This is a genomic window from Novipirellula methanifontis (assembly GCF_052161655.1).
Taxonomy (GTDB): domain Bacteria; phylum Planctomycetota; class Planctomycetia; order Pirellulales; family Pirellulaceae; genus Novipirellula.
Window position 1 is genome coordinate 4,174,399 of sequence record NZ_CP197418.1, and the last position, 25,006, is coordinate 4,199,404.

Here is a 25,006-nt window from a genome sequence, read left to right on the forward strand (position 1 = left end):
TCCCTAGTAAACACGGACAGACTCGAAGTCTAATCTACCCATTCTTGCATCGGATGACGCATCGGATTCGCAGTGCGAATCGTTACTTAGCTCTTTGCAGCGGCAGTGCGAAGCTCTTCGAGTTCCACTGTCAAGCGGTGGCGAAGGGGGCTTTCCGCACGAAGTTCGTCTTCAAGCAGTTCTTCGGCTTTGTCAAAACTTTCGTCGCTACGGTTAGGATCGTTCATCAATGTGCGAAACATTTTCTCGATCGTCGCTTCAGTAAGCAATGCAGTCTCCTGGTTCGAGGTGATCGGCGAGCTGAAGATGTTTAGCGGAACACGCCCGATCGGAATTCCTTGGCCAATTCTAAACATCGTCGCCGTCTACTGATTCTATGCGACATGATTCACGTCGCAAGAGCAAACTCGATGTTAGAGCATTGCAAAACGCTTGTCGAGAAAATTTGTCAGTACTGCGTCACAGTCAGCATATAGGGGGAACATGTCGATCCATGTTCACCGCCGCTTAACTGCTCGCAGCGACGACTTGGCGGTCAAATCCGAGTTCGGACAGATGTGCGGCCGTACGGCCCACCGTGAAGCGAATTTGCTCTTCGGTGTGCTCCGAAGTGATAAAAAATCTCAGTCTCGCCGCCGATTCATCCACCGCAGGATACAAGATCGGTTGAACGTTGATCCCGTCGCTCTTCAGCCGATGCGACAATCGCAAAGCGACCATCGAGTTGCCTGTGATGATCGGTATGACAGGTGTCCCCCCGCTATCGCCCGTGTCTAGCCCCGCCTCTTGGCACAGTGACAAAAATAATTCGCTACGTTTGCGGAGCAATTCCACTCGTTCGGGTTCGTCTGCCAAGGTTTGTAGCGACGCTAATGCCGCGGCAACTTGAGCCGGCGGCATCCCGACACTAAACACAAATCCAGGTGCCGTGTATTTCAGCAGCTCGATCAATGCGTTGCTGCCGGCGATGTAGCCACCACAGGACGCAGCAGACTTGCTAAGCGTGCCCATCCAAATGTCGACGTCCCGTGCGTCCATTTGGAAATGTTCGGCGATACCGTGCCCCGTATCCCCCATCGTTCCAAAGCTATGAGCCTCGTCGACCATTAACAAAGCACGGTGCTTCTTCTTGACTTCAACAAATTTTGGCACGTCGGCAAAATCGCCGTCCATGCTGTACACGCCTTCGATCACGATCAGCACCCGGCGGTACTGGGATCGCATCTCGGTTAACATTCGGTCGAGCGTTTCATAGTCATTGTGGGGGAACGGTCGACGACGCGCCCCAGACAACAACGCACCTTGCACGATACTGTTGTGAGCCAACGAGTCATGCAGGATCAAGTCACCGGATCCCACCAAATGGCCGATCGTCGTTTCGTTAGTGGCGTGCCCGCCGACCATCAAGATCGAGGCGTCGACACCAACCCATTTGGCAATCGCATTTTCGAGTTCGCGATGAATCGGTTTTTCACCCGAGACCAAACGACTTGCCGAAACGCTGGTGCCGTATTTTCGCACCGCATCGGCTGCCGCCTCGGTGACTCGCGGGTGCCCGCTCAGTCCCAAGTAGTTGTAGCTAGCGAAGCTGATGTATTCCTTGCCGTCGATCACGGTGGTGTCGCGGACGATACCGTCGTGGATCGTGAAGTAGGGATTCGGTACACCCGTCATCTGCATTTGCTGCATGGTCGTTTTCAGACGCCGGTACTCGGCGAACTGTGACACGTCGTCTTCGGGTTCGACAGTCGAAACGACATTGGCATAGCTGCCAAACGAGCTGGTGTTGGTCGTCGAGGCAGTGGTGAATTCGCCGTTGTCCAAAAACGCGACAGCACGAACCTCGCCGCCGGGCGGCAAGTATCGCTGGATCGCCAATGCGGTCTGGCCCACCGTTTCAATTTCGTCCAACACCTGTTCGGGGAAACGACCACCGAACGTACGTTCGAGGTTGCGTGCAATCTCGAGACGTTCGAGGCTGTCGAGCCCGAGATCCAAAACGATATTAGTATCAATGTCGAGCACCCGAGCTCGCTCGCCCGCGACTTGGCGAATGTGTTGCTTGATCGCTTCGACGACCGAGTCATTCAAATCGCTGACGTCAATCTTTGCAGTTCGTCCGCCTGCCGCAGCCGCTTGCATCATCGGCTGCAAGTCACCATCGTTGTGCGTCGTTTCCTCTTCCCAACGCACCCACTTGGCAATCATTTTCATATCGCCATCGCGAACCGCATGCAGGCACGCATGCCGCTGGATCTTGCCGCTACTTGTCTTTGGCACACTGCTATTGCGGACCAAGTAGACCGCATCGGGTGGCAACTCGTGATCCGCCGTTACGGCACGGCGAATCGCTTGCAGATGGGCATCCCAATCGAGGTCACGCAAGCGGACTGTCTCCGCCACGATCACCAATTGCTCGCGGCCTTCGTATTCCATCGCAAACGCGGCAACCGATCCCGCTTGCACTGCATCACTGGCTCGCTCGACCGTTTCTTCGATGTCCTGGGGATATCGATTCACGCCGCGGACAATAATCATGTCCTTCAAGCGGCCGGAAACGTACAGCTGATCACCGTACAAAAATCCGAGGTCTCCGGAACGTAAAAACGGACCTTTGTCGTCCGCCGTTCGTGCAAAGAAAGTTTGCTCGGTTGCGTCACCACGCTGATAGTAACCTTGGCCGACCGAAGGACTTTGGATCCAAATTTCGCCGATCTCGTTTTCCCCCATCGGCAACCGCGTCTCGGGATCCACAATCAGAATGGTTTCTTCGGGAAGGACCGTGCCGCAACCCGCCAATCGCCTGGCCGACTCGTCGTCGTCATCGACAGGCTTGACCCGTTTTGCATCAAGCGCGCTGCCATTAAACGCGGTCACGACAGGACGCGTTTCAATCGGTCCGCCGGTGACCAGCAGCGTCGTTTCCGCCATGCCATAACAAGGCAAGAACGCTTCACGACGAAAACCAAACTTCTCAAATCGTTTCGAGAACGCGTCGATCGTTGAAACACGAATCGGCTCGGCACCGTTAAACGCGATCTCCCATTTCGAGAGGTCGACCCCTTCCAATTCCTCGTCGGCAATTTTGTCGACACACAACTGGAAAGCAAAGTTGGGCCCGCCGCTGATCGTCACTCCGTATTTTGAAATGCCCTGCAACCAACGCGCAGGCCGCTGCAAAAACGTCATCGGGCTCATCAGCACATCGCGACGTCCGATGAACATCGGCATCAAAATTCCGCCTACCAATCCCATGTCGTGATAAGTAGGCAGCCATGACATTCCGATCACGTCCGCGTCGGGCTGGAACGCTTGTAGGATCAATTCGCTGTTCGCGATCAAGTTGCCCTGAGTCAACATCACGCCTTTGGGCGAACCGGTCGAGCCCGACGTGTACTGCAGTACCCCGAGCGACTCGCGGCTGATCTTTGGCATTCGCCATTTGTCGGCACGGCGACATGCCGGATCGTCAGTCCCCAGCAATTGCAAACCAACCAAGTCATCGTGTTTCTGGTCGCCCGAAAGCTGTTCGACGATCGCTGTTGTCGACAACGCCCAACGTGTATCCGCATCCACCACGATCGATCGGATACGAGACGCCTTGCGATTACGACGCGGCGGATATGCCGGAACCGCGATCGCACCCGCAGCATGGCACGCGAAGAAACCGATCACAAAATCAAGGCACGGCGGATACAAAAGCAAGATGCGGTCGCCGCTGCGAATTCGGCATCGATCCTGTAAATAGCCCGCAAGTGCTCGAACTTCTTCCCACAATTCCGAATAGGTGATCGTTTGCTCGGAGGACTCGACATCCGTGAATAAGAACGCAGGCTCGTGCGGACGATGCTCGGCCCAGAACCTCAGAATCGAGACATAGTGATCTCTGGGTGGCGATTGTTTGCCAAAGAATTCTTTCAGGTCCACTTGCGCATCACCGCCAAGAAGGTTCATGGTTGGTTAAGGCGGCCGCTGGATTGTAGCCGCACTGTTTGCCTTTGCCCCTGTCGAGGGGGGCATCGTAATCGGATGAGATCGCGTTAGCACAAACTAGCAATTTGAGCATACTCAAAACATCCCTCTAGGATAGCGAACGTCGACTCGCTGGAATGCTTGCATTAGGGTTTTAGGGCTCAAACCGCCCCAAATGGGATATAAATCACCCAGCGAGTGGCGGTAACCGTCAAATCCGCTCTGCAAGTAACGTTCGCCAGATATTTTAATGCGAAGTCCGCCCCGGTTCGACCACCTCGGACCCCTGTCACTAAAACATTCGTATTAGAAGGATCGTGTCATTTATTCAATGTGCCCACGATTTCCGCGACACTCGACGCGTTGACCTCGGCCAATGCCCCCGGCAACTCGTCGATCAGGCGAGTTGAAATAGTGGGGTCGTAATAGTTGGCTGTCCCGATTTGGACGGCACTCGCCCCCGTCACCAAAAACTGCATCACATCGTCGATCGAGGCGATTCCACCAATGCCAATAATGGGAATATTGACTGCCGAGGCGACTTGGTGAACACATCGCAACGCAATCGGTTTTATCGCAGGCCCGCTCAACCCGCCCATGCCGTTTCCGAGCATCGGTTTCCGAGTTCGCCAATTGACCGCCATTCCCAGCACCGTGTTGATCAAGCAAACCGCGTCGGCCCCTCCATCGGCTGCCGCTTTCGCGATGTCGGCGATCCGGGTCACATTGGGCGTCAATTTTGCCAAGATCGGAACCTTGCAAGCTTCGCGAGCCGCTTTCACTACATTGTGGCACGATTCGGCGTTGGTTCCAAAATCGATCCCGCCACTGACGTTCGGGCACGACAAATTCAGTTCGATTGCCGAGACACCTTCGGAATTTCCGACGCGATCGGCCAACGAAACAAAATCGTCTTGCGTCCGCCCCGCCACGCTGACAACGATCGAAGTCCCCAACTCTTTCAAGTAAGGCAGGTGGTTCTCTAGAAACGCATCGACCCCGTCGTTGTCGAGCCCGATTGCATTGAGTAGCCCCGCAGAGGTTTCGACAGTTCGCCAAGGGGCGTTGCCGATGCGAGGTTCGGCAGTGATCGTCTTGGGCAACACGGCACCGAGCCGCGGCACATCAACGATGCCTTCCATCTCTCGCGCGTAGCCGAAGGTCCCCGACGCAACCATGATGGGGTTCTTCAGCGTCAAGCGGCCGAGGGTCGTACTGAGATCGATCATTTCAATTTCCGATTATTTCTGTGTCCGAGTGTTTTTGATCTCGGTACGATGCGTCAACTGCTGGCTGATGTGTCGAACCAATTCGTCAGCAACGTAGTCCTTGTCGCCATGAATCTCGGCGATCACGTTTCCCGCGGCATCGAGCAGTTCCACGTCGTTCTGATTGGAATCGATCGCTTGCGGGCCGTTGCTGACCATCAAGTCACAATGTTTTGTTTCGAGTTTGACGGTGGCTCGAAAGCGTCGATCTTCAGTTTCCAGGGCAAACCCGACTACCCATTGATCGCTGCGTTTGGCTTGCCCCAGCGTTGCGACCACGTCGGCGGTTTCAATCAGTTCTAGCTTCAGCGGTTCGCCGGTCTTGGCGATCTTTTGCGACAAAACCAAATGGGGCATGTAATCGCAAGGAGCCGCAGCGCCGATCGCACCGTCGCAAGTGGCAAAGGCGTCGACGGCGGCCGCTAACATTTCGTCCGTGGTGACCACGGGAATGACGGTCGCTGCGGCGGGATACTCGACGCTGACGGGGCCGGAAACGATGACGACTTCGTGGCCAGCGTTGATTGCCGCCTTGGCAAGAGCTGACCCCATTCGCCCACTAGACGCATTGGTCAAGTAACGCACCGGGTCGAGATATTGCCGCGTCGGGCCAGAGGTGATGAGAATACGGGCCACGGAATCAGGCTGCTCTAGGATTGGTTTTTGAGAGTGCGGGTGATGATTTCGTCGACGTCTTTATCCGTCAATTCCATCTTCACGGCTGCCAGAGCGAATAACCGCTTTTCGGCTTCGGCAAGCGTGCCGTCGGCAGCCATCATGCGGATCAATTCTTCCATCAATTGACGACGCTGATCCAATTCGCTTGGCAGTTCCAAGGTCGCTTCCTCGCCGAGTCCGAATTCGATTGCTTTCTGCAAATCGTATTCGTCCAATCCAAGGTCAATGCAGCGATCGGCGACGAGATTGATCTCTCGCTCGCCAAGCGACCCGTCTGCAAATGCCATGACGACGAGGTTGCGGAGCAGTTGACGCCGTTTTTTCAAAATTTCTTCGTTCATGCCGAGATATTACCCGCGAAAACGAGGGCGAACAAGTCGCGGAGCCAACAGCGGACTGGCGAGATCACCGTCGACTGCGGCAGATGCCGAACGGCAGCGATATCTGGTGCGGTCCCGATCGAGAACTTAAGCAGGTCGTTCGGTATATACCGGTGAAACGTCGATTCTTTTGTGAGCCGACGGCGCTAGCCGCGGGCCCGTCCATATTGCAGGAAACTTGCCCGCGGCTAGCGCCGTCGGCTCAGATCATTATGTGGAATGACTCATATTGACCTGCTCAGAGCGAGAGAGCTAAGCGGAAAGGATCTAAAAGAAAGTGTGTCCGCAATCGCAAACCTTTTTGCGTACGTGCGACTCATTGGAGCACTTCGGGCACTTCTTTTTGGACCAAGACGACTCTTTGGGCGTTTCCGCGTCCAATTTTCGCTGTGCCTTCAATTCTTCGGTCCGGGCCGCATCAGCTTGCAAAACAGCACATTGAGGATGAATGCCGCCTTTGGAATAAGCACGTTTGCCACACATTGGGCAGATATTGCCATTTGTTTGGGCGGCGGTGGTTGTCGATTTATTCTCGCTCATATTGCGTTACTTTTTGTTTTCAGAGCATTGCGGCTCATCATTAATGAGCGTCCGAGCTCGTAAAATCGTGCAACCAGAAAGCACATCGTAGAGAGACACGACGTTGGTTGTGCTTGCACGTCGCCCACGCAATGGTGCGTTTGGCAGGAGAAAAATCGAATAAACGAGTGAGCGTGAGTGTGGGAACGGTACCGCCGATCATGTCTCGCTCAATCCCTGCTGGTGCCCCTATCGTACGCGAAGTGGGGCACAAAGTCCACTTCGCAGAGGTGTAACCCCTCGCATTCAAGCTGAATCGTGCTCGCAAAGTAGGGCAGTGACGTCAATAAAGGGGCTTAATCCGACCGGCAGAGTGAATTCTCGTTTGTTACATTTCGGTGTACCCGTGTCGATCTGCCGGCAGACTTCTCGCCGCGTTGCGACTACCCACAAATGAGATTCGGGTCTTTCGGATTCGTTCCGTACGTTCTAATTCTCAGGAACAGCTAGGCGGGTAATTGCAGCGGAGCTGCGAAGTTGTCTGACGCACCGAGGTTATTCGCTACTGATATTCGCTACGAAACGCCAAAATCGGATCGCGGGGATTACTTGGTTGCTTTTGCTTGCCTTGTCGGGTTAGAATGCTGCTATCCCCCCCCTAGAAGCAACGCTCCCCTCCTGCAATGCGTTGCTCCCTTCCTCACATCCTACCGCTGGTCAATTGGCTCATGATGTTGTCAATACTTGGGCCAAAATCTGGCCCCCGCAAATCGGGTACTTCAAACACTGGCCATGCCGGTCAATATTGCGACGGGGTTCCGCGTCGCGGATTTTTGAAGATCGGCGCCTTAGCGATGGGCGGCGTCGGTTTTACTTTGGCCGATTTAATGCGAGCCGAAGCCGCCACGGGCCAATCCAATTCGCATAAAGCCGTCATCAATATCTTTCTCGCGGGCGGCGCCCCACACCAAGACATGTGGGATATCAAGACCGAGGCGCCCAGTGAAGTGCGAGGCGAATTTCAGGCAATCAAGACCAACGTGCCTGGGATCGAAATTTGTGAAGTCTTCCCAAAATTGGCAGGGCTGATGGACAAGGCCGCCATCATCCGCAGTCTGGTGGGATGCAGCGGAGGGCACGACGCTGTGCAGTGCATGTCCGGTTGGCGGCCCAATGATCTAAAAAGTATTGGCGGTCGACCGGCGGTCGGGGCAGCCGTTTCTAAACTGTTTGGTCCCGTCGATGCATCGGTACCTCCGAACATTGGCCTGGCGGCGCCAACCAGGCACGTGCCTTGGTCCGATTCCGGTACAAGTGGTTTTCTCGGAGCCGCTTACGCACCGTTCAAACCCGACGGTCCTGGCATGAAAAACATGACGCTCGGAGGCATCACGTTGGATCGGCTGGCTGACCGTCGCAATTTGCTTTCCGAAATCGATACGCTTCGTCGTGATATTGATGTCACCGGAACGATGGCTGGGATGGATGCGTTTGGCCAACGAGCACTTGATGTGCTCACCAGCAGCAAGTTGGTCGACGCCCTCGATTTGTCAAAAGAAGATCCAAAAGTGGTCGAGCGTTATGGCGATGGGAAGCCCTACCAATTCCAGTACGACGGATCACCGACCGTCAATGACCAATTATTGATCGCGCGACGGTTGGTCGAAGCCGGTGCCCGCGTGGTCAGTTTGAGTTACGGGCGTTGGGATTCGCATAGCAAGAATTTTGACCTCGTCCGCGACCATGGATCTAAACTTGATCAATGCCTCAGTGCTCTGATCACCGATTTGGACGAACGTGGCATGCTCGATGATGTCACCGTGGTCGTGTGGGGCGAGTTTGGCCGCACACCGAAAATCAATGCCAAGGCGGGGCGAGATCACTGGACCCAAGTCAATTCGGCCTTCTTGGCCGGCGGCGGGATGCGCACGGGACAAGTGATCGGAGCCACAAACCGATTGGGCGAAGAACCCAGCGAACGTCCCGTACACATGCAAGAAGTCGTGGCGACGATGTATCACAACCTGGGGATTGAGACCTCCTCGACGACCTTGATCGACCCCACTGGGCGGCCCCAGTTCTTGGTTGACCATGACCCCATTGGTGAGTTGGTCTAATGTTGTTTTCCAAAGACCGTTGTACGGTTTCAAGCAAACCAAGGACCGTCGGGCCATTAAGTGGCGGGATGAATCGTAGCGGAAGTCATCAAGGCTTTCGTGAATCGGCGAACGAATCGAAACTCTTGACGAGTTCCGCTACGTCAGTAATGGTTCCGAAGGTCATTCGCGGAACGCTGCCGAGTGCCTTGGCAATGCGTTCGCCTCTGGCAACTGCATCGATCCTCCCGACTCCGTCGAACTTTAAGTTTCGATGGCTTGTTGCTTTTGTAATTTGTTTCGCCGTCAGCGATTCGTTTGCGGCGAACACGCTTACGATCGATAACTCCGACGCCGATCGCTTGCTCGTTGGACGTGATGCTCGAATCCAACTGATCGTGTCGCGACACTTTGGCGATTCATCACTCACGGCAATCGAAGATGCCACGTCGAAGGTGACGTACGTGGTCGAACCAAGCGGGATTGCGTCGGTTGATCCTGGTGGGCTGGTGATTCCAATCGCGGATGGCCACGCGACGATCAAGGCGGAGGGGGCCGAAGGCGAGATGGCAACCGCGATCATCAAGGTCAGCGGAATGAACGAAGACCAACCGGTCAGCTTTCCAGGCCAAATCGTTCCAATCTTTACCAAGCTGGGGTGCAATGGTGGCGGCTGTCATGGCAAGGCTGCGGGCCAAAACGGATTCAAACTATCGCTGCTCGGTTTCGAACCGCGAGAGGATTACGGACACTTGGTAGAGGAGTCACGCGGTCGCCGAATCTCCACCGCGTTTCCCGACCGAAGTCTGTTGTTAATGAAGTCGATTAATGCGTCGCCGCATGGCGGCGGGCAGCGTTTAGAGGCCGATAGTCACGAGTATCGCTTGATGCGACGCTGGATCGCTCAAGGAACAAAGTACGGAGATGGCAATGAGCCCAAGGTGACATCGATCGAAGTCTTGCCGTCGCACCGGCGTCTGTTGCCCAGGACGAGCCAACAATTATCGGTCGTTGCCAATTATTCCGACGGCTCGCGTGAAGACGTCACTCGCGCCGTCGTGTACGCGACCAACGATACCGAAATGGCCGATGTCGATGCAAAAGGACGCGTTACATTGAACTCGCTCGTAGGCGATGTTGCGGTAATGGCCCGTTACCAAGGGAACGTGACGGTGTTCCGCGCCGATATTCCCCAGCAACTCGAAACATCGCCTGAGTCGTTGACCCCCGAACCGGCAAACTTGGTCGATACGCATGTGTTCGCAAAACTGCAATCCCTTGGCATACCTGCTTCACCAATGTGTGATGATGCCACGTTCTTGCGGCGAGCGACTTTGGATATCACCGGTCGGTTGCCGACGCTAGCCGAAACACGCACATTCCTCGAAGACTCGTCGGCGGAGAAACGGCCGACGCTTGTCGATGGGTTGCTACGCAGTTCGGATCATGCCAATTATTTTGCGGGCAAGTGGAATACGATCCTTCGCAACAAACGGCAACGAAGTGAATTGCAATTTGCAACCGTCGCCTTCTACCAATGGATTCGCGACAGCATTGCAGAGAACAAACCGTATGATGAATTTGTTCGCGAGATCATCACGGCGTCCGGAAGTGTTGCGAACCATCCGCCCGTGGCCTGGTATCAACAAGTTGCGGACACAAACAGCCGAGTCGAAGACGCTGCCCAGCTGTTCTTAGGGCAACGTGTTGCCTGCGCCCGATGTCACCATCATCCCTACGAGAAGTGGAGCCAGGCGGACTACGCAAAATTGTCAGCCTTCTTTGTGACCGTCTCGAAAAAAGGCGGTGGCGAACCGCTCGAGCCCGACTTCTTTGCTCGCGTTGGCGCAGCGACCTCGCCTCATCCCAAAAATGGCCAGGCGTTGCCCGCTGCAGGGCTGGATGCAGAACCCGCTGCGATTGCTGCGAGCGAGGATGCTCGGTTTGTATTGGCCGATTGGATGACCGATCCGTCGAATCCCTTTTTTGCAAAATCGCTGGTCAACCGCTATTGGAAACACTTTATGGGACGGGGGTTGATCGAACCCGAAGACGATATGCGGATCACCAATCCGCCGTCCAACCCCGAGTTGCTTGACGCATTGGCAGCGGAATTTGTGGAATCAGGTTATGATTTGAGATCTCTGGTCCGTTCGATTGTGTTGTCCAAAACGTACGGATTTAGCAGTGAACCCGTTCCGGGAAACTTGGGCGATCGACGTAGCTATTCACGTTACTATCCAAAGCGAATGCAAGCCGAAGTGCTACTGGATGCAGTCGACGACGTCACCGGGAATAAGACCACGTTTGCCGGGATGCCAGCGGGGACGAGAGCGGTGGAGCTACCCGATACTCAATTTACGTCGTACTTCTTAAGCGTTTTTGGGATGCCCGCAGGCGACACGGCATGCGAGTGCGAACGGTCACAAGAAGCCAACTTGGCTCAAAGTCTGCATCTGATTAACTCCGACGAAATGCAGGGGAAATTGGCAGCGGATGCGGCACTCGCTGCAAGGCTAGCCGCCGACACCCAAACCGACGATCATCGAAAGCTAAGCGAGTTGTATTTGACCGCGTTCAGCCGTCCTGCAACCTCGACAGAGCTGGAGACCATGCTTCGCTATCTCGATCAGAAAGAGAATCGTCGAGAGGCGTACGAGGACATCCTCTGGTCGCTCGTCAATTCAAAAGAATTCCTCTTCAACCACTAAATCTCCCGCCTCCCGCCTCCCGCCTCCCCACTCCCCACTCCCCACTCCCCACTCCTCACTCCTCACTCCTCACTCCTCACTCCTCACTCCCACCTTTCTTCCCCTCTCCCCACGCTATGCAACTTCCTCTCCGCATTGCACTTCTCTGCATCGGCATGACCTCGATCACGCATGCTCAGTTCCTAGCGATCGAGCTGCGTTCGATTCGACCGGCAACCGCAACCGTGGGTCAGTCGAGTGGAGTTTCCGTTACGGGGGACCGGATGGACGAAGTAGATCAGCTGTTGTTTTCGCATCCGGAGATCACAGCGACGCTACAACCGGTTTCGCAAACGACACCGCCACCGTTGCTTTCGCCAATACCCAAATACGGTCATTTCGACGTCGCGATCGCGGACGATGTCCCGCCGGGGCGTTACGAAGTGCGGGCGATTGGCCGGCACGGTGTGTCCAATCCGCGTGCTTTTTGGGTCAGCAAGTTGGCTGTCGTCGATGCCGCCGTCAGTCATGATTTCGATTCGGCCACTCCGCTTCCCACCGACCAGTGGCACAGCGCATCGTCGTCGGGGGCATCGATTGATTTTTATGCAGTCGAGCTGACGGAAACTCACGCTCTGATCCACTATCGGTCTCAGACAATCGACTCGCCCATGATAGGCCAGTTGAGACTCTATAACGCCGCTGGCGAGGTGGTTGCATCTGCACGCGGCGCCGATGGTTTTGATCCCGTCCTGCGACTTCAGGATCAACCGCCCGGCAAGTGTGTCCTTGCCGTGAATGAATATTTGTATCGAAGCGGAGCCGAGTACCTTTATCAAGTGTCGCTGCAATCAAATGCAAACAGCGAAGCCGCCGGTGCTGGCGTGGTCCTTGGGGCGGAAAGTGCCACGGCGCTCGAAATCGAGCCTGCGGCACCGCCAATGTTTGCTTCGAGTGGGGGCGCTGAACGTATCGAGCTGCCGTATCAGGCGACGTGGTGGTTTGCTCCACCCGGCGATGAGAATACTTTCGAATTCGACGCCACTAAGGGCGAAGTTGTGGCGATCGATGTGATTTCGCAGCGACTTGGGGAACCGACCGATGCTCGCGTGATCCTGGATCGGATCCAGCGTGATGATGCGGGGGTGCCGTCCTATCAAGAGGTCGCACGGTCCGATGATGGCCAAGCGGTTAGTGACTCGATGATTTCGCTGAGCACGAAAGACCCTTCGCTATTGTTCACAGCTCCGGCGACGGCGACGTATCGTTTGACCGTTCGCGACTTAGACATTGGAACGTCATTGAGCGAGCAGCAGCGATTTGTGCTGCGGGTCGCCAATCCCGATCCCGGTTTCACGCTTGTCGCGTCTCGTGTTTACCCAAATAAAGACGTTAAACTAGCTCGCCCCCATGGCTCCAAATTGTTTCGCGGGGGTGGAGAACTCGTTCGTGTTTTTGCGATCCGGCGTGAGGGTTGGGCGGGGCCCATCGAAATCACGGCCGAGAATTTGCCTGCGGGGATTCATTGCAAACCGGCCACCATTGCCGCGAATCAAACACAAACCGATTTAACGCTGACGGCAGCCGACGATGCCACTGCTGGCGTGGCTCCGATACGCATCGTCGGCCGCAGTATTGATCATGCGATCAGCGAAACGGCGGTTGCCGCGACACTGCAAATGGCGAAGGGAGGGGGACGAGATTACGTTCGTTCTCGAATCGCATCCGATCTCGTAGTGGCGGTGTCCGAGCACGACATTTCTCCGATCACGATCCGATTGGATGATGAAAAAGTGCCCGAAGTGAAGGCCGGCCAAGAGTTGCCGTTGACAATCAAGTTGACACGTCGCGAAGGCGGCAAAGACGTCTGTGTACTTCGCCCACTTTCGTTACCAGCGGGTGTGACTATCGCCGAGGTGACCGTGCCCGCAGATAAAAGTGAGGCTGCTGCAGCGATCAAAACCGCTGCTAACGCTGCCGTAGGAACGTATTCGTTCGCAATGCTGGCGGAAACGAAAGTGAAAGTTCGGCCAAATCCGCAGGCCTTAGCAGCGGCTCAACAGGCACGAGCGATGCTGCAAACACTTCACGATGATCCCGCTCAAGCAGCAAACTTGGCTGCGATCAAAGCTGCACTCGCGGAAGCCGATAAGCGGATCGAGGTGGCCAAAAAGGCTCACGCCGAGCAAGCGTTGACTGTCTTTATTCCCAGCAACCACGTCACATTCCGGGTTGTTTCGCCCTGATTACTAGCGAGGCCAACAGCGACATTTGTCCCAATCGCGATGTGCCGCGAATGGAAGCACGTTCTCTGATGGTTAACATCTCGCTGGCCGAACTCAAGACAACCCGCCGGCCATATCCCGCATCGCTGAGACCCTTGCGAGTTGCCGCTCTCTCCATTACTCAGGATCGGTCGTAACGGCAGAGTCCATGTGGAATTGATCAAACGCAGAAAGGTCCTCGGACGTGACAAGTGCAAATGAATCCACGCGTCCTAACCGATAAATCCGAATCTTAGCGATTTTTTTGATCTTCTTGTCAGCAGGATAGACTTTCATCTCAGGAAGCAGGCCGTCATCGGTTCCGATGCCAATGCGAACGCGTCGCTGAGACCGCATCGATTCTCTGATCCAATCGTTTTTCATCAGGCCCGTGACCTTTCCCTGGATATGTTCCATCTGCTCGTACTGACCATAGGATTTCGGAAGCAACGGCGTTGTCAGTGGCTTTCGTTTTAACCCCATGGGCTTGACCCAAGCATCTGGCAATTCTTCCCCACGACGCGCCGCGACACAGAACGAAAGTACCTCGCTTTGTAAAACGAGATAGTCTTTGGTTCCCCACCAAACCGGAACCAGAATCTCAGACCGCGGCAAACTGTTTTTGCCTACGGTCCAATCGATTTGAATGTCACCGGGCGTTAGCGAAACCGTTCCTGAACTGTGTGACTTCGTACTGGTACAACCGCATGTGTATTCACGGTAGACACCTGCTTGTGACGAAATCAGCATGCGATTCCCCGAACCCCAAGGTCGGTAGCTGTAGTTGTACTCGCCCGTCCACGGTCGGTTCCCTGGTTTCGACAGTTCTTCTTGAATTGCATCACGGCGTGCTAATGCAGTGGTTTCAATATCGTTCGCTGAAGCATGGGACAGGGACACGCAGACGACGATTCCAATGCATTTGCCGAGCATTATAAGACTACGGCACATGACAGGGCTCCCTTTACATCAGCGTCGATATGCGGAAAACGAGTGGCGGTCTTGCCAACAGTTTTAGGTCGGTCAGATCGTATGCTCGTGTGAACGTTTGCCCACTGCGAGCAAGTGAGGGCATGTTGGATTGCATCGAATGGGGATCGAATCTTCAGATGATTCTACCTGATCTGGCGATACGGATGCAAACACTTGCTCATGTCGAATTGTGATACATCCCGCAATCGTTCGCGTTTTATCCCCACACGCTCGGAGCGAAACGGGGCGCCGATGTGAAAGACTCGTCGTGCCATTTTCGAGATGTACCAAAAAGATTTGCGGTTGTCCCATCGACGCACTAATCTGGGACAAAAACTGACGTTCTCCAGGCTCAGATGCGAACATGAATTTCTCTACCCGATGTTAAGCGGCGATCAAAAACATGGAACAGCAAACCGAGGCGACACGCTCGCTCAGTGACTGGGACCGGTTTCTGGCGGACCAGCGTCCTGACATTGGGCACAAACAATACTCTTGGTGGATTGACTTTCTGAAGCTCCGTGGCTGGAATGGTTTCGGGTTTGCGGCCAGTGACGAAAACAAGATTTGTGGCGGAGCGAACGTTTTGATTAAAATGTTTGCGCCCGACAAGTGTTTCTACTATGTGCCTCATGGCCCCGTGCTTCCCAAGAACCACACGGATGCAGCGGACTTGTTCGAGGCGATGATGGAGTACGTCGACGATCACCGCAAGCAATCGTCGTATGTTGTCAGTCACCTGAGAATCGAGCCGCGGTGGTTGGACAAACCGGAATTCGTCAAAGGGTTCCACCGATCGGTTAATTGGCTCGAACCACGAAACACGTTGTGTGTCGATTTGACGATGTCCGAAGACTCCATCCTGAAACAAATGAAGACCAAAGGAAGGTACAACACTCGCGTCGCCCGCCGGCACAACGTTTCCGTCGTCCAAGACAATTCCGCGACGGGGCTCGCCGACTTCATGCGTCTCTACGAAGAAACCGTTAGCCGGCAAGATATGTCGCGGCATTCGAAGGGATATTTTGACGAGCTAGCAGCAACACTGTTTCCGTTTGAGCGCGGGTCTCTATTCTTTGCTGAATACCAAGGCACGCGACTGGCAACGGCGTTGATCCTGTATGCCGGTGACACGGCGACTTATAAATATGGTGGAACGCAGCTTTCGCATCGCAACGTGATGGCTCCCTACCTGCTTCATTTCGAGGTGATGTTGCAAGCCAAAGCGTTGGGTTGCAAGTGGTACGACTTTTATGGCGTTTCGCCCACGGACGCACCTGATGACAAATGGGCCAATTTTAGCTCCTTCAAGCGAAAGTTTGGCGGACGTGAACTAGGTTTCGTTCCGTCGCTCGATTTCGTCTTTGATCGTGAAGCGTATGAAGAATACCGTTTGCTGATTAAATCCTGATCCGCCTTAAACCGACGTGACAGTGGGGGCTGAAAAAGCAGGCGTTTTTCAGAGAGTCAGCCTCGTTGCAAACACTCACACCACAGAGATCCTTCCTCTGGCGGACTGTTCTGGCCCATTCAACCGATGCAACCGTTAAATCCTTGCGGTCTGGGGTCGATTGCCCCTCTCATTTGTCTTGTCCTTATCACCGGACTCTGTGGACTGGCGTACATATTCGTATACCTCCCCATTGCACAGTGATTATCCGGGGCACGCTGCTTGATGGGGTTTCCGTTTATCGGTTTGCGATCAATCGTGCGATCGACCCACTCATTTTCAATTCCGGGACTTCGAGCTGTGCGTAGAAGCAGAGAACGACGCAGAGGCGGGACGGCTATGGTGGAATTGGCAGTTTGTATGCCCGTTCTGTTCCTGATCGTATTCGCCTCGATTGAAGCTTGTAACATGATCGCGATGAAGCAAGTCATCTGCGAATCAGCCTACGAGGGAGCTCTAATCGCACTGAAACCCGATTCGAAAGAGTCGGATGTCGTCGACAGAGTCAATGCAACGCTCGCGTCTCGCGGCGTCACGCCATCGGATGTGTTGGTCGCAGGAGCGGGAGGTGCCGCCTACAGTTCGCTAGCCCGTGGCGATACGGTCACCGTGACAATCCAAGCGGCCACCAACGGAAATATCGTCGGGCCTCAGTTGTTCGGATTTGCTCACTCCTTGTCGAGTAGTCTGACGGCCATCAAGCAATAAATCATGGAATCGTAATGAAACGTCTATGCATTCAGTTCCGAAAGTTGCCGAGTCGTGGTCGCCGAGGGGCGACGGCGGTGGTCTTTGTGATCATGCTTCCTGTGTTGATGTTGTTGCTCGGGTTCTCGGTTGACCTCGCCTACATGCAATTGTCGCGTGCCGAATTGCGCGCGGCAACGGACTTGGCCGCCAAAGCCGCGTCGTCTGAATTGGCGGAAACTGGTGATACAGCAATGGCAATCGCCAAGGGGAAACAAATCGCCAGCGCTAACAAGGTCGCAGGGGAAGGGCTGACGCTTGAAGACTCTGACTTTGTCTTTGGCAATACCGTCCGATCAACAACGGGTAAATGGTCGTTCACGGCAAGTGGTTCGCCAATGAACGCGGTCCAAGTCAACGGTCGCCGCACATCCGCAGCACCGGATGGTGAAGTCGATCTATTTTTTTCCAGTCTGCTCAATGGTGCCGGCTTTCAAACGACCGCGGACGCAACCGCTGGGTTTATCAATGCCGATATTTGTCTGGTGCTGGACCGATCGAGTTCCATGAAATTGGCGGTATCCAATACGGCCACGGGAATGGGCAGCGGCGATCCTCGCTCGTGCGATGTGCCGTTGGCGGACAGCCGATGGATCGCACTGGATAATGCCATCAAGATTTTCTTAGCGAAGATGAACGACACGCTTGCGGAAGAACAAGTCGCGATCGTGACCTATTCCAGCAACTACACGGCCTGTGGTGTGACGAACCAGAACGTCACGCTCGATCAACCCCTGACTTCCGACTTTACCAGCATCACATCGGCGATGGAAAACTTGAGTACCACCGTCTGGGGCGGCAATACGGAAACAAGCCAAGGCATGTCGCTCGCTCGAACCGAACTCAAAGGAGCCAGCTCTCGTGCTACCGCGGAAAAGATCATGGTCGTGCTGACCGATGGAGCTTATACCAACGGTGTCCATCCTGCGGATATAGCGGCGTTGGCAGCTGGCGATCGCATCAAAGTACACACGATCACATTCGGCTCGTGTCCCACGTCTGTGATCATGGATATGCAAGAAGCCGCCGTGGCAGGCGGTGGGTACCATTTTCACGCGCCCGACGCTGCGACACTGAACGATGCGTTTAGCAAAATCGCAGGTTCAATCTCGATTCTTACCCAATAATGTTCTCGATACGCCCAAGCCACACCATGACCCGATCGAGAAAACCACGTCGCGGAGCCGTGACGGTAGAATTCGCCGTCGCGTTCCCCATCCTGCTGCTGTTCACTTTCGCAGGAATTGAATTCTCTCGTGTGAACATGATTCGCAACACCGCGATCAATGCGGCATACGAAGGGGCTCGAAAGGGAATTGTCCCCGGGGCGACGTCATCCGAATGCGAGCAGGCCGCGATTCAACTATTGGACTTTGTCGACATCAGTGGTGGGTCGGCGGTTGTCAGTCCCAGCAACATTCAACCCAACACAGAATCGGTCACGGTCACCGTAACGGTGCCGATCACGTCCGCGAACTCGTTCATCACGCCGCAGTATTTCATGGGAAGGACTATCACCACCAGCGTCACGCTGCCCCGTGAAGCAACCTTTTAGGCACTGTTCGGAAATAACATCGTCAATCGAGTTTTGTTACAAATCACGCGGGTGAAGTGTTTTCTCTGTAGTGGACGAGGCGACGAGTCCCGTCGTGCCACTAAGTCGCTGGGACTCGTAGCTTCGTCCACTACCTCCAAAGGTGGCGGTCGACCTACGCCCATTCCAGTAAAGCTCCAGCGGAACGGCCCAAACGCCACAGGAGGGTTCATCTCACTCGGGAAACATTTTGAAATGGCAAAGTTATTTTCGAACGTTTGCTTAAGTAATACGAAGCAGCGCGGTTGTCTGAGGTTGCATTGCTCACGAAAAGGCAGCCACGGTAGCGGCGACAACGATAACCGTACGATCTTGCATCCCTACCGCCCCGCCTGAAGCACGTCCTCACGACCTACCGAACGTTCTTAATGTAGGAAAACTGATTGGCGGAATGAACGTGCCGGTGCGAAAGAGTTGAATGGGTGCGTCGTCTGATGCACCTTTTCGAGCGAATCCGTTGGTGAGCATGCTTCCGTAGTCGCCCCAGAATCGACAGCTTTTAACAATAAAGAATTTCATTCGGACTATAAAGTTGATTTGTAAAAGCGTGTTAACATTGACGCGGCAAACGTGGTTGGCTGACCATTTAAGAAAGTCATGATGGCGATGCGATTTACGATCGCGGTCGAACGCAGAAACGCCCATTGCGGCGACCCGTAATAACGACCTCCGTGCCGACGTCAATCATTCTTCCATCGTCAGATATGACGTTCACGAGGGTACCCTCAATTTCAGCGTCACCGCAGGGACGCAATGGAGCGACTACGATACCCACCTTACCCGTTGCGTCAGCGCCCTTATCCGCAGTCTGCGTGCTGGCGATTTCACTCTGTTGTGGATGTAGGATAAGTTGAGGGAAACCAAAGGACCATTCTCGGATTAAGTATGCAGCAGCCCAGAATCCGAACGCCCCGCCGTCAATGTCGCCACCGGTAAACATCGCGATGAGCAAACCGATGGCGAGGATGAGAGCAAAAATAGACCAAGCAGCCACATTCGAGATCCAGCAGATAAGCAGGACGCCAACGAAGAATGAAATGACACGCAAACGGGCAGTCGGAAGACGAGCAGGGACATCGACACTGGTGTCGAGATCATCACGGTATGCCCACCCGCTGAAATGCCACAAGAAAACTGCCAATGTGAAACCGACCAGCGGGATGTCGATCAGCGGTGCAAAAGCAATTCTGTCCATTGAGTCAAATAACGATTTGCGATCGATCTAAAGTTTGTATTGACGGATCGAAAATGCGTTCAAGCTTGACCGCGTGGGGTCTTGGCGGATGCGATCGATGTCAGTGAAAATTGTAGTGTATTCGAAATACGGGTAGCAATCACTTGACTCGTGTGCTTGCAAGATATTGCGATACGATTTCGTTGGGGTGAGTCCCGTAGAATTCTTGTGTTGGATTGCTCGCGATCCAGACAACCGAACTCGACTCCAACCCAAACTGGCTGTCTTTGGGGTTGAAATGCCAATCGACTCCAACACGGTCATTCAGTTCCGCGAACGTCCATGTTTGGCCAGAGCGAGCGAGACAAGGGGCAAAGTCGTCGCGAATGTCCTCCCAATCCTTCGGCCACGCATCGCCATTGGCTTTCATATGTGCGACACACATTTGCGTCACCAATCGTGCGGCGTACGTACTTTGAACGGCTTCGATATTTTGACGCGTGCGTGCGACCGTAGTCGTAATCGACCAAATCGCAACAGCGACAAAGGCCGTCGCAAACATCAAGTGACGTGAGCTGTACTGCAATTTTCTTTTCATCACGGTCGGATCGGTAGTGCGCCCAAACGAAACCGCTTTTGAGCTAGATATTTTCAATCGAACTTCGATTGTTTCCCAATTCGATTCTACTCCGCCCGGAGAAGCGGTAGCAGGTGATTGAAGCCACCCTCTCATCGTTTTGCCCCGAACAAGTCAATGTGATGCGCTGCGTCTCTTCTTAGCCTCGATAGCGCCGTCAGCAAACTCCAGAATCACTCCAGCAACGAGATCCGGCAGGAAAATGGATACAGGAAGTTCACATGCTTGAGAGAAGGTTCACATTCTCACTCCCGCCGCTCCTGCGTATCTCAGAAGCCATCAGTCAGACGTTCTCTCCCTGACGCGTTTGCAAATCGAAGTGCGAGTATGCAGATGGCTTTTCGGGACCAAAACCGAAGAGAAACCTGGCCGCTCGACATTCCACCTTTTGCGTAGCGATCAACGAAGTGCATTTCACGATCATCCGAAATGGGAACACCGACCAATTCGAGGAAGACGCGATCAATTCGGCTCGAAACTCGGTACCTGTTTCGGGTAACACCGTGTCGGCAAACGACGCTTGCATTTCCCGCCATAGATAAGGGTCGCCTCGCAAGCCCCACTGCTCGGGCACAGGATCGAATAGATCAGCGATCGTTGTCATGAATTATGTATTTGTAAACAGGGAAGTCTGATGAAAGGATATCGTAGATCGTTCAGTATCAGCCCTTGCATATCAGCTGGCTAACGAATTGCGATCTGCCCACATTTCCGGTTGCAGCGGCAAAGGCCTATGGCGATATGGCACGTAAGGAAGCAAGACCACCACATCTTCGCGAAGATGGTGATGAACATTAATGCGGTTGTAGCGTTCAGAGTCTGTCATCGTATTTCAGTCGGGAGACGCCCTGGTTAACGGGGGATTGGACCATTAACAAGCAACTTATAGTCTCAATCCTACTCTAAATTCGACTGTCCCATCTTTTCGTTTTTCCTGCATTTGTGAGCCGACGGCACTCGCTGGCTGTTGTTTTAGTGAGCCGTGACGCGTGAGCGGCCGGGTCCCGCGCATTACCCGGTGCCTTACGGCCCACGGCTCACAACTGCGAGTTGCATTTCGAATAAATCAACAGCCCGCTAGCTGCGGACCTGTTCTTGCCCACGATTTGCCGAGCGGCGGCCCGACGCTAGCGAGTGCGGCTCACGAAACGGGACAGTCAAAATAATCTTAATCCTGTATGCGCAACCGACGGTTGAGTTTCCTTGTGCGGCACAATTTGCTCCGTATTGATACTCTCAAACTCGCCGCCCCGTGTCAGTGCCAAACTCGGTTTGGCGACCCAGTCGGACGAACGATTGGCACCACAAGGCCTTCACGTTTGACGTGTAATGGATCACGCCTGGATCGGCGGGTCCGGCGTCTACGCTTGCTCTCGTGCCATTTGCAATCAATTCGCCGCTCTTTTGCAAAGGGCGATTAGGGAACTTTAGGATACCACATTGGGTCCATGCCCCAGCGACTGATACCCTCGACTGCGAGGCCAAGGAACGCAGCCTGTGCGACGAGCGACAGAGCCTTGCGAAAACGGAATAACGGGAAAAGGAATGCACCCAGGCAATAGTGATGCACATGGATGTAATGTGAGTCTGAGAGGAAAAACGTAATAATCCAAACGATGCAGGGAATACCGCACAGGACAGCAAGATACGGATACAGAATCCCTGCGCGGTGAGCCCAGAAAAGGTGGCAGGCGAAAAGTGCAACAATGATAGAGACCGCAGCTACCAAGGCCGCCAGGGAGCGTGCATCCAGGGAGCTCAGATCACTTGGTTTTAGCGAGAATTGTGCGCCAATCGCGTGCCCGAGATAGTTCCAATGCAGGACCAGGAAGAACGGGAGCAGATAACACGAGCCGTTCCACTTGAGGATCGACCAGGCGGACTGTTTGGCGGGTTTCCAGTTATGTCTTGGTCCCAGAAGGTAGAGGAGGGGGCCAGATAGGGCGACGAGCACGAAGTCCCTGACGCCAGGATTGCCCGATTGGAATGGGTTGTTTCTTTGGCAGAGGAAGCTGGCTACGTAGCAATAACCTGATATCAGCAAGCCCCACCAACCGCCGAAAGCGAGCCAGTCCGCCCGGCTACCGGTTTGCGATTTGTGGTGGTTCGACGATTCCAACGGTTCCACTGTTGTCACGATTTACCTATCCGCGAGCAATTGAGAAATAACGAACTACTGGTTCCCAGGCAGGAGCCTGGGGGGCGAGCGTTTTTTGGTGGCGATTAATGTTCCACCAAGAAAGGAACACTAATCTTCTCTAATCGCACACTAATGATTTTGTGAAGTGGGGCAGTCCTGTGTTCATCGCTTGCTGTAAACGACTCAGCTATCGCCAGAACGGTGACTACTACCGGTCGCCGGTGCATGCGTTGGCTATTTCTCGCTAACTGTTTCTGTAGTAACTGTCTTCGTTTTGTCGCCAAAGAGTTTTTCGAGTTTCTCTAGCTTCGGTGCGATGTACCTGCGGCAATACTGCTTGTCGGGGTTCTCGTTGTAATAGTTCTTGTGATCTGGTCCTGCTGGGTAGAACGTAGTTGCCCTCTGGATTTGAGTGACAACAGGAGCATCATACAAACGAGATTTGTTCAAATTCGTCTTCGCGTTTTGTGACGCGGTCTTTTGTTGATCCGAGTGCCAAAATACGACGCTTCGATATTGAGTTCCAAAGTCGGGGCCCTGTTGGTTTTTGGTCGTCGGATCATGCGTCCGCCAGAACACGGCAAGCAAGGTTTCGTACTGCACAACCGAAGGGTCATAAATCACATTTACTACCTCCGCATGTCCTGTGCGTCCCGTCAGAACTTGGTTGTAGGTCGGATTGGCGATGTGACCACCCATGAATCCAGGGCTTACGCTTGTGACACCATTTACCCGTTGGAACACGGCTTCGACGCACCAGTAGCAGCCAGCTCCAAACGTTGCCGTCTCGGAACGATCGTCTTCCGCAGTCGCAGAGGGCGGAAATGCGAGGGTTGCTATCGCGATCACTGATAGTAGCCATATCGGATATTGTTTGATCATTTGGTGCACGCATTGAATAAGGACGAGAGACAGAAACGCTATTAGAATATCGAATCGTGTTTTCGGGCGAGACCGCACTATTGGTTCGTTGGCAACTTGTCATTTGCATTTCACCGCGATGGGGCAATCCCGTGAGCAGCAAGGAACTTTCCGATCTCAGCCTCCGTCGGGAAGTGGTCATAAGGGGCGATCTATTTATGACGATAGTTTAACGGTTCCAAGACACCGGTTTTTGTATCGAATACCGCACAGCTACCCTGAAATACACCCGCGACGATAACAAAATACCGTTCCTCAGGCCGCAGCAGCAGAGGTTGAGTCCCGTCCCAGTCAATCGGGCCCTCCGGACTCGCTGCCCACCAGCAGTGATAGTGACCAATAAATTGGCGTCGATTTGAATTCGCACCGAACCCGGCTTTTGCACGTGCATTCAGATCGCGGGAACCGACTTCAATATCCCACAACTGTTCGATGTCGTGCGCGTCGACACTTGCGTCCTTATGGCTGAACAAGCATCCGTCGATCTCAAGCTGCGGTTTCATCTGCTGCATGAAATCAAATGTTGCAGAGCCGAAAAGTTCTCGGCAATAGTCCGAAATTTCATGGCAAAGACCAAAGTCATGGTTTCCCCATACACCAATTGCACCACACGCGCTGAGCAGCGACGCAACTTCGTCGGAGCCCTCGGGCGGCGCAAACGCGTCACATGTGTCACCGATCGTCACCACTTGGTCGACTTGTCGAGCGCGGAACAACTCCAGCGCTATGGCAAGTTCCGCGTGTGCGTTGTGTACGTCAGTCACGAGTCCGAGACGCATCGTTTTCTCCTTAATCGCTGGACGGTAGGAGTCACCGAGTCGCGGCAGTCGAGCATCCATTTGAATAATCGTACGCCGATACTCAGAGACGCCCGATGGTCCAAGTCAGCCACTATTGTTGCGGTTGGTTGCCAGCCGCTTCGGTTTGTATCTCGCACTCGCAATCCGCGAGAACGCGATCAATCCTTATTTACTATAGCGGTGTTTTGGCACAGCATGGCAATCTAATTCTGAACCACACAAGTCAAAATCACGTGAGGGCTCTCAAGCGACCAGCCTCACTGCAATTCCACTAGTCGTTGTCCTGAATGGAGCGGACTTTGTGAGCCGACGGCGCTAGCCGCGGGCCCGTCAATATTGCAGGAAACATGCCCGCGGCTAGCGCCGTCGGCTCAGATTATTATGGGTAATGACTCATATTGAACTGCTTATTGCACTGAGGGTATGAACGCAACAAAGTGAGCAAATACGATCAGACCTTCAAGGGCCAGAAGAGTAGCATACTGAGATACTGACAACGAAGATCGGGCAAGGCCAATCAACAGAAGAATCGGGCATGCAAAGAAGGCGATAACGCCAAGAATTAGGCCGAATTCGATCAGCGGAATCCAGGGTGCTGACCAGATAATGGACCGTGTGTCATGCGTCAAGCCTAGCCAACTTAGAACGACGGCGATTAAGTGAGCATAGATCGCAAATCGCACGAACCGCGAAGTTTGGCATTG

21 protein-coding genes are annotated in these 25,006 nt (G+C 54.1%); 7 read left to right on the forward strand and 14 right to left on the reverse strand.

Annotation, left to right across the window (positions count from 1 at the left end):
- Nucleotides 1–86: 86 nt before the first annotated feature.
- The 6 genes from SH528x_RS14580 to SH528x_RS14605 form a co-directional block, all read right to left on the reverse strand.
- Nucleotides 87–356, reverse strand: coding sequence for a hypothetical protein (locus SH528x_RS14580; RefSeq protein WP_442511246.1), 270 nt, complete (start codon nucleotides 354–356; stop codon nucleotides 87–89).
- A gap of 151 nt (nucleotides 357–507) precedes the next feature.
- Nucleotides 508–3,954: an aminotransferase class I/II-fold pyridoxal phosphate-dependent enzyme gene (locus tag SH528x_RS14585; protein WP_442511247.1), complete on the reverse strand. Its 3,447-nt coding sequence runs from the start codon at nucleotides 3,952–3,954 to the stop codon at nucleotides 508–510.
- A 338-nt stretch (nucleotides 3,955–4,292) separates the two neighbouring features.
- Nucleotides 4,293–5,201: a dihydroorotate dehydrogenase gene (locus tag SH528x_RS14590; protein WP_442511248.1), complete on the reverse strand. Its 909-nt coding sequence runs from the start codon at nucleotides 5,199–5,201 to the stop codon at nucleotides 4,293–4,295.
- Nucleotides 5,202–5,213: 12 nt separating this feature from the next.
- A complete protein-coding gene (locus SH528x_RS14595; RefSeq protein ID WP_442511249.1) occupies nucleotides 5,214–5,876 on the reverse strand; it encodes a phosphopantothenoylcysteine decarboxylase domain-containing protein in 663 nt (220 codons plus the stop codon).
- Between the two features lie 14 nt (nucleotides 5,877–5,890).
- Entirely contained in the window at nucleotides 5,891–6,259 is a 369-nt protein-coding gene (locus SH528x_RS14600) for a TerB family tellurite resistance protein (RefSeq protein ID WP_442511250.1), read from the reverse strand.
- Between the two features lie 306 nt (nucleotides 6,260–6,565).
- Nucleotides 6,566–6,838 (reverse strand): hypothetical protein, encoded by a 273-nt coding sequence (locus SH528x_RS14605; protein ID WP_442511251.1) that lies wholly within the window; start codon nucleotides 6,836–6,838, stop codon nucleotides 6,566–6,568.
- A gap of 662 nt (nucleotides 6,839–7,500) precedes the next feature.
- Between SH528x_RS14605 and SH528x_RS14610 the strand changes: the two genes are divergently transcribed.
- The 3 genes from SH528x_RS14610 (at nucleotide 7,501) to SH528x_RS14620 (ending at nucleotide 13,849) form a co-directional block, all read left to right on the forward strand.
- A complete protein-coding gene (locus tag SH528x_RS14610; RefSeq protein WP_442511252.1) occupies nucleotides 7,501–8,934 on the forward strand; it encodes a DUF1501 domain-containing protein in 1,434 nt (477 codons plus the stop codon).
- A 125-nt stretch (nucleotides 8,935–9,059) separates the two neighbouring features.
- Nucleotides 9,060–11,624, forward strand: a complete 2,565-nt coding sequence (locus SH528x_RS14615) for a DUF1553 domain-containing protein (RefSeq protein WP_442511253.1) — start codon at nucleotides 9,060–9,062, stop codon at nucleotides 11,622–11,624.
- Between the two features lie 116 nt (nucleotides 11,625–11,740).
- Nucleotides 11,741–13,849: a hypothetical protein gene (locus tag SH528x_RS14620; protein WP_442511254.1), complete on the forward strand. Its 2,109-nt coding sequence runs from the start codon at nucleotides 11,741–11,743 to the stop codon at nucleotides 13,847–13,849.
- A 156-nt stretch (nucleotides 13,850–14,005) separates the two neighbouring features.
- On the opposite strand, the gene SH528x_RS14625 is transcribed toward SH528x_RS14620, so the two are convergent.
- Entirely contained in the window at nucleotides 14,006–14,818 is an 813-nt protein-coding gene (locus SH528x_RS14625; protein WP_442511255.1) for a hypothetical protein, read from the reverse strand.
- 424 nt (nucleotides 14,819–15,242) lie between these two features.
- Between SH528x_RS14625 and SH528x_RS14630 the strand changes: the two genes are divergently transcribed.
- The 4 genes from SH528x_RS14630 (at nucleotide 15,243) to SH528x_RS14645 (ending at nucleotide 18,591) form a co-directional block, all read left to right on the forward strand.
- Nucleotides 15,243–16,250 (forward strand): lipid II:glycine glycyltransferase FemX, encoded by a 1,008-nt coding sequence (locus SH528x_RS14630; protein WP_442511256.1) that lies wholly within the window; start codon nucleotides 15,243–15,245, stop codon nucleotides 16,248–16,250.
- 378 nt (nucleotides 16,251–16,628) lie between these two features.
- Nucleotides 16,629–16,997 carry a TadE/TadG family type IV pilus assembly protein gene (locus tag SH528x_RS14635; RefSeq protein WP_442511257.1) on the forward strand — a complete coding sequence of 123 codons (369 nt, stop codon included), beginning with the start codon at nucleotides 16,629–16,631 and terminating at the stop codon, nucleotides 16,995–16,997.
- Nucleotides 16,998–17,011: 14 nt separating this feature from the next.
- Nucleotides 17,012–18,163, forward strand: a complete 1,152-nt coding sequence (locus SH528x_RS14640; RefSeq protein WP_442511258.1) for a VWA domain-containing protein — start codon at nucleotides 17,012–17,014, stop codon at nucleotides 18,161–18,163.
- A gap of 26 nt (nucleotides 18,164–18,189) precedes the next feature.
- The gene (locus tag SH528x_RS14645) at nucleotides 18,190–18,591 is read left to right on the forward strand and encodes a TadE/TadG family type IV pilus assembly protein (RefSeq protein WP_442511259.1); all 402 of its coding nucleotides are present in this window, start codon (nucleotides 18,190–18,192) and stop codon (nucleotides 18,589–18,591) included.
- Nucleotides 18,592–19,243: 652 nt separating this feature from the next.
- Here the strand turns inward: SH528x_RS14645 and SH528x_RS14650 are convergent.
- The 7 genes from SH528x_RS14650 to SH528x_RS14680 all read right to left on the reverse strand — a co-directional run bounded on the left by SH528x_RS14650 (nucleotide 19,244) and on the right by SH528x_RS14680 (nucleotide 24,341).
- Nucleotides 19,244–19,825 carry an NfeD family protein gene (locus SH528x_RS14650; RefSeq protein WP_442511260.1) on the reverse strand — a complete coding sequence of 194 codons (582 nt, stop codon included), beginning with the start codon at nucleotides 19,823–19,825 and terminating at the stop codon, nucleotides 19,244–19,246.
- 139 nt (nucleotides 19,826–19,964) lie between these two features.
- A complete protein-coding gene (locus SH528x_RS14655) occupies nucleotides 19,965–20,402 on the reverse strand; it encodes a hypothetical protein (protein ID WP_442511261.1) in 438 nt (145 codons plus the stop codon).
- Between the two features lie 322 nt (nucleotides 20,403–20,724).
- A complete protein-coding gene (locus tag SH528x_RS14660) occupies nucleotides 20,725–21,045 on the reverse strand; it encodes a hypothetical protein (RefSeq protein WP_442511262.1) in 321 nt (106 codons plus the stop codon).
- A 72-nt stretch (nucleotides 21,046–21,117) separates the two neighbouring features.
- Nucleotides 21,118–21,267, reverse strand: coding sequence for a hypothetical protein (locus SH528x_RS14665; RefSeq protein ID WP_442511263.1), 150 nt, complete (start codon nucleotides 21,265–21,267; stop codon nucleotides 21,118–21,120).
- A 591-nt stretch (nucleotides 21,268–21,858) separates the two neighbouring features.
- Nucleotides 21,859–22,578 carry a hypothetical protein gene (locus SH528x_RS14670; RefSeq protein WP_442511264.1) on the reverse strand — a complete coding sequence of 240 codons (720 nt, stop codon included), beginning with the start codon at nucleotides 22,576–22,578 and terminating at the stop codon, nucleotides 21,859–21,861.
- A 237-nt stretch (nucleotides 22,579–22,815) separates the two neighbouring features.
- Nucleotides 22,816–23,463, reverse strand: a complete 648-nt coding sequence (gene msrA / locus SH528x_RS14675; RefSeq protein WP_442511265.1) for a peptide-methionine (S)-S-oxide reductase MsrA — start codon at nucleotides 23,461–23,463, stop codon at nucleotides 22,816–22,818.
- Between the two features lie 191 nt (nucleotides 23,464–23,654).
- Nucleotides 23,655–24,341, reverse strand: coding sequence for a metallophosphoesterase family protein (locus SH528x_RS14680; protein WP_442511266.1), 687 nt, complete (start codon nucleotides 24,339–24,341; stop codon nucleotides 23,655–23,657).
- Nucleotides 24,342–25,006 lie beyond the last annotated feature (665 nt).

Bases quoted from the DNA above. Each gene is read 5' to 3' on its own strand.
- SH528x_RS14605 (WP_442511251.1), bottom strand. From the start codon at position 6,838: ATGAGCGAGAATAAATCGACAACCACCGCCGCCCAAACAAATGGCAAT.
- msrA (WP_442511265.1), bottom strand. From the start codon at position 23,463: ATGATCAAACAATATCCGATATGGCTACTATCAGTGATCGCGATAGCA.
- SH528x_RS14650 (WP_442511260.1), bottom strand. From the start codon at position 19,825: ATGGACAGAATTGCTTTTGCACCGCTGATCGACATCCCGCTGGTCGGT.
- SH528x_RS14580 (WP_442511246.1), bottom strand. From the start codon at position 356: ATGTTTAGAATTGGCCAAGGAATTCCGATCGGGCGTGTTCCGCTAAAC.
- SH528x_RS14600 (WP_442511250.1), bottom strand. From the start codon at position 6,259: ATGAACGAAGAAATTTTGAAAAAACGGCGTCAACTGCTCCGCAACCTC.
- SH528x_RS14680 (WP_442511266.1), bottom strand. From the start codon at position 24,341: ATGGATGCTCGACTGCCGCGACTCGGTGACTCCTACCGTCCAGCGATT.
- SH528x_RS14625 (WP_442511255.1), bottom strand. From the start codon at position 14,818: ATGTGCCGTAGTCTTATAATGCTCGGCAAATGCATTGGAATCGTCGTC.
- SH528x_RS14640 (WP_442511258.1), top strand. From the start codon at position 17,012: ATGAAACGTCTATGCATTCAGTTCCGAAAGTTGCCGAGTCGTGGTCGC.
- SH528x_RS14620 (WP_442511254.1), top strand. From the start codon at position 11,741: ATGCAACTTCCTCTCCGCATTGCACTTCTCTGCATCGGCATGACCTCG.
- SH528x_RS14635 (WP_442511257.1), top strand. From the start codon at position 16,629: ATGGTGGAATTGGCAGTTTGTATGCCCGTTCTGTTCCTGATCGTATTC.
- SH528x_RS14665 (WP_442511263.1), bottom strand. From the start codon at position 21,267: ATGACAGACTCTGAACGCTACAACCGCATTAATGTTCATCACCATCTT.
- SH528x_RS14630 (WP_442511256.1), top strand. From the start codon at position 15,243: ATGGAACAGCAAACCGAGGCGACACGCTCGCTCAGTGACTGGGACCGG.
- SH528x_RS14590 (WP_442511248.1), bottom strand. From the start codon at position 5,201: ATGATCGATCTCAGTACGACCCTCGGCCGCTTGACGCTGAAGAACCCC.
- SH528x_RS14610 (WP_442511252.1), top strand. From the start codon at position 7,501: ATGCGTTGCTCCCTTCCTCACATCCTACCGCTGGTCAATTGGCTCATG.
- SH528x_RS14585 (WP_442511247.1), bottom strand. From the start codon at position 3,954: ATGAACCTTCTTGGCGGTGATGCGCAAGTGGACCTGAAAGAATTCTTT.
- SH528x_RS14660 (WP_442511262.1), bottom strand. From the start codon at position 21,045: ATGACAACGATCGCTGATCTATTCGATCCTGTGCCCGAGCAGTGGGGC.
- SH528x_RS14655 (WP_442511261.1), bottom strand. From the start codon at position 20,402: ATGAAAAGAAAATTGCAGTACAGCTCACGTCACTTGATGTTTGCGACG.
- SH528x_RS14645 (WP_442511259.1), top strand. From the start codon at position 18,190: ATGACCCGATCGAGAAAACCACGTCGCGGAGCCGTGACGGTAGAATTC.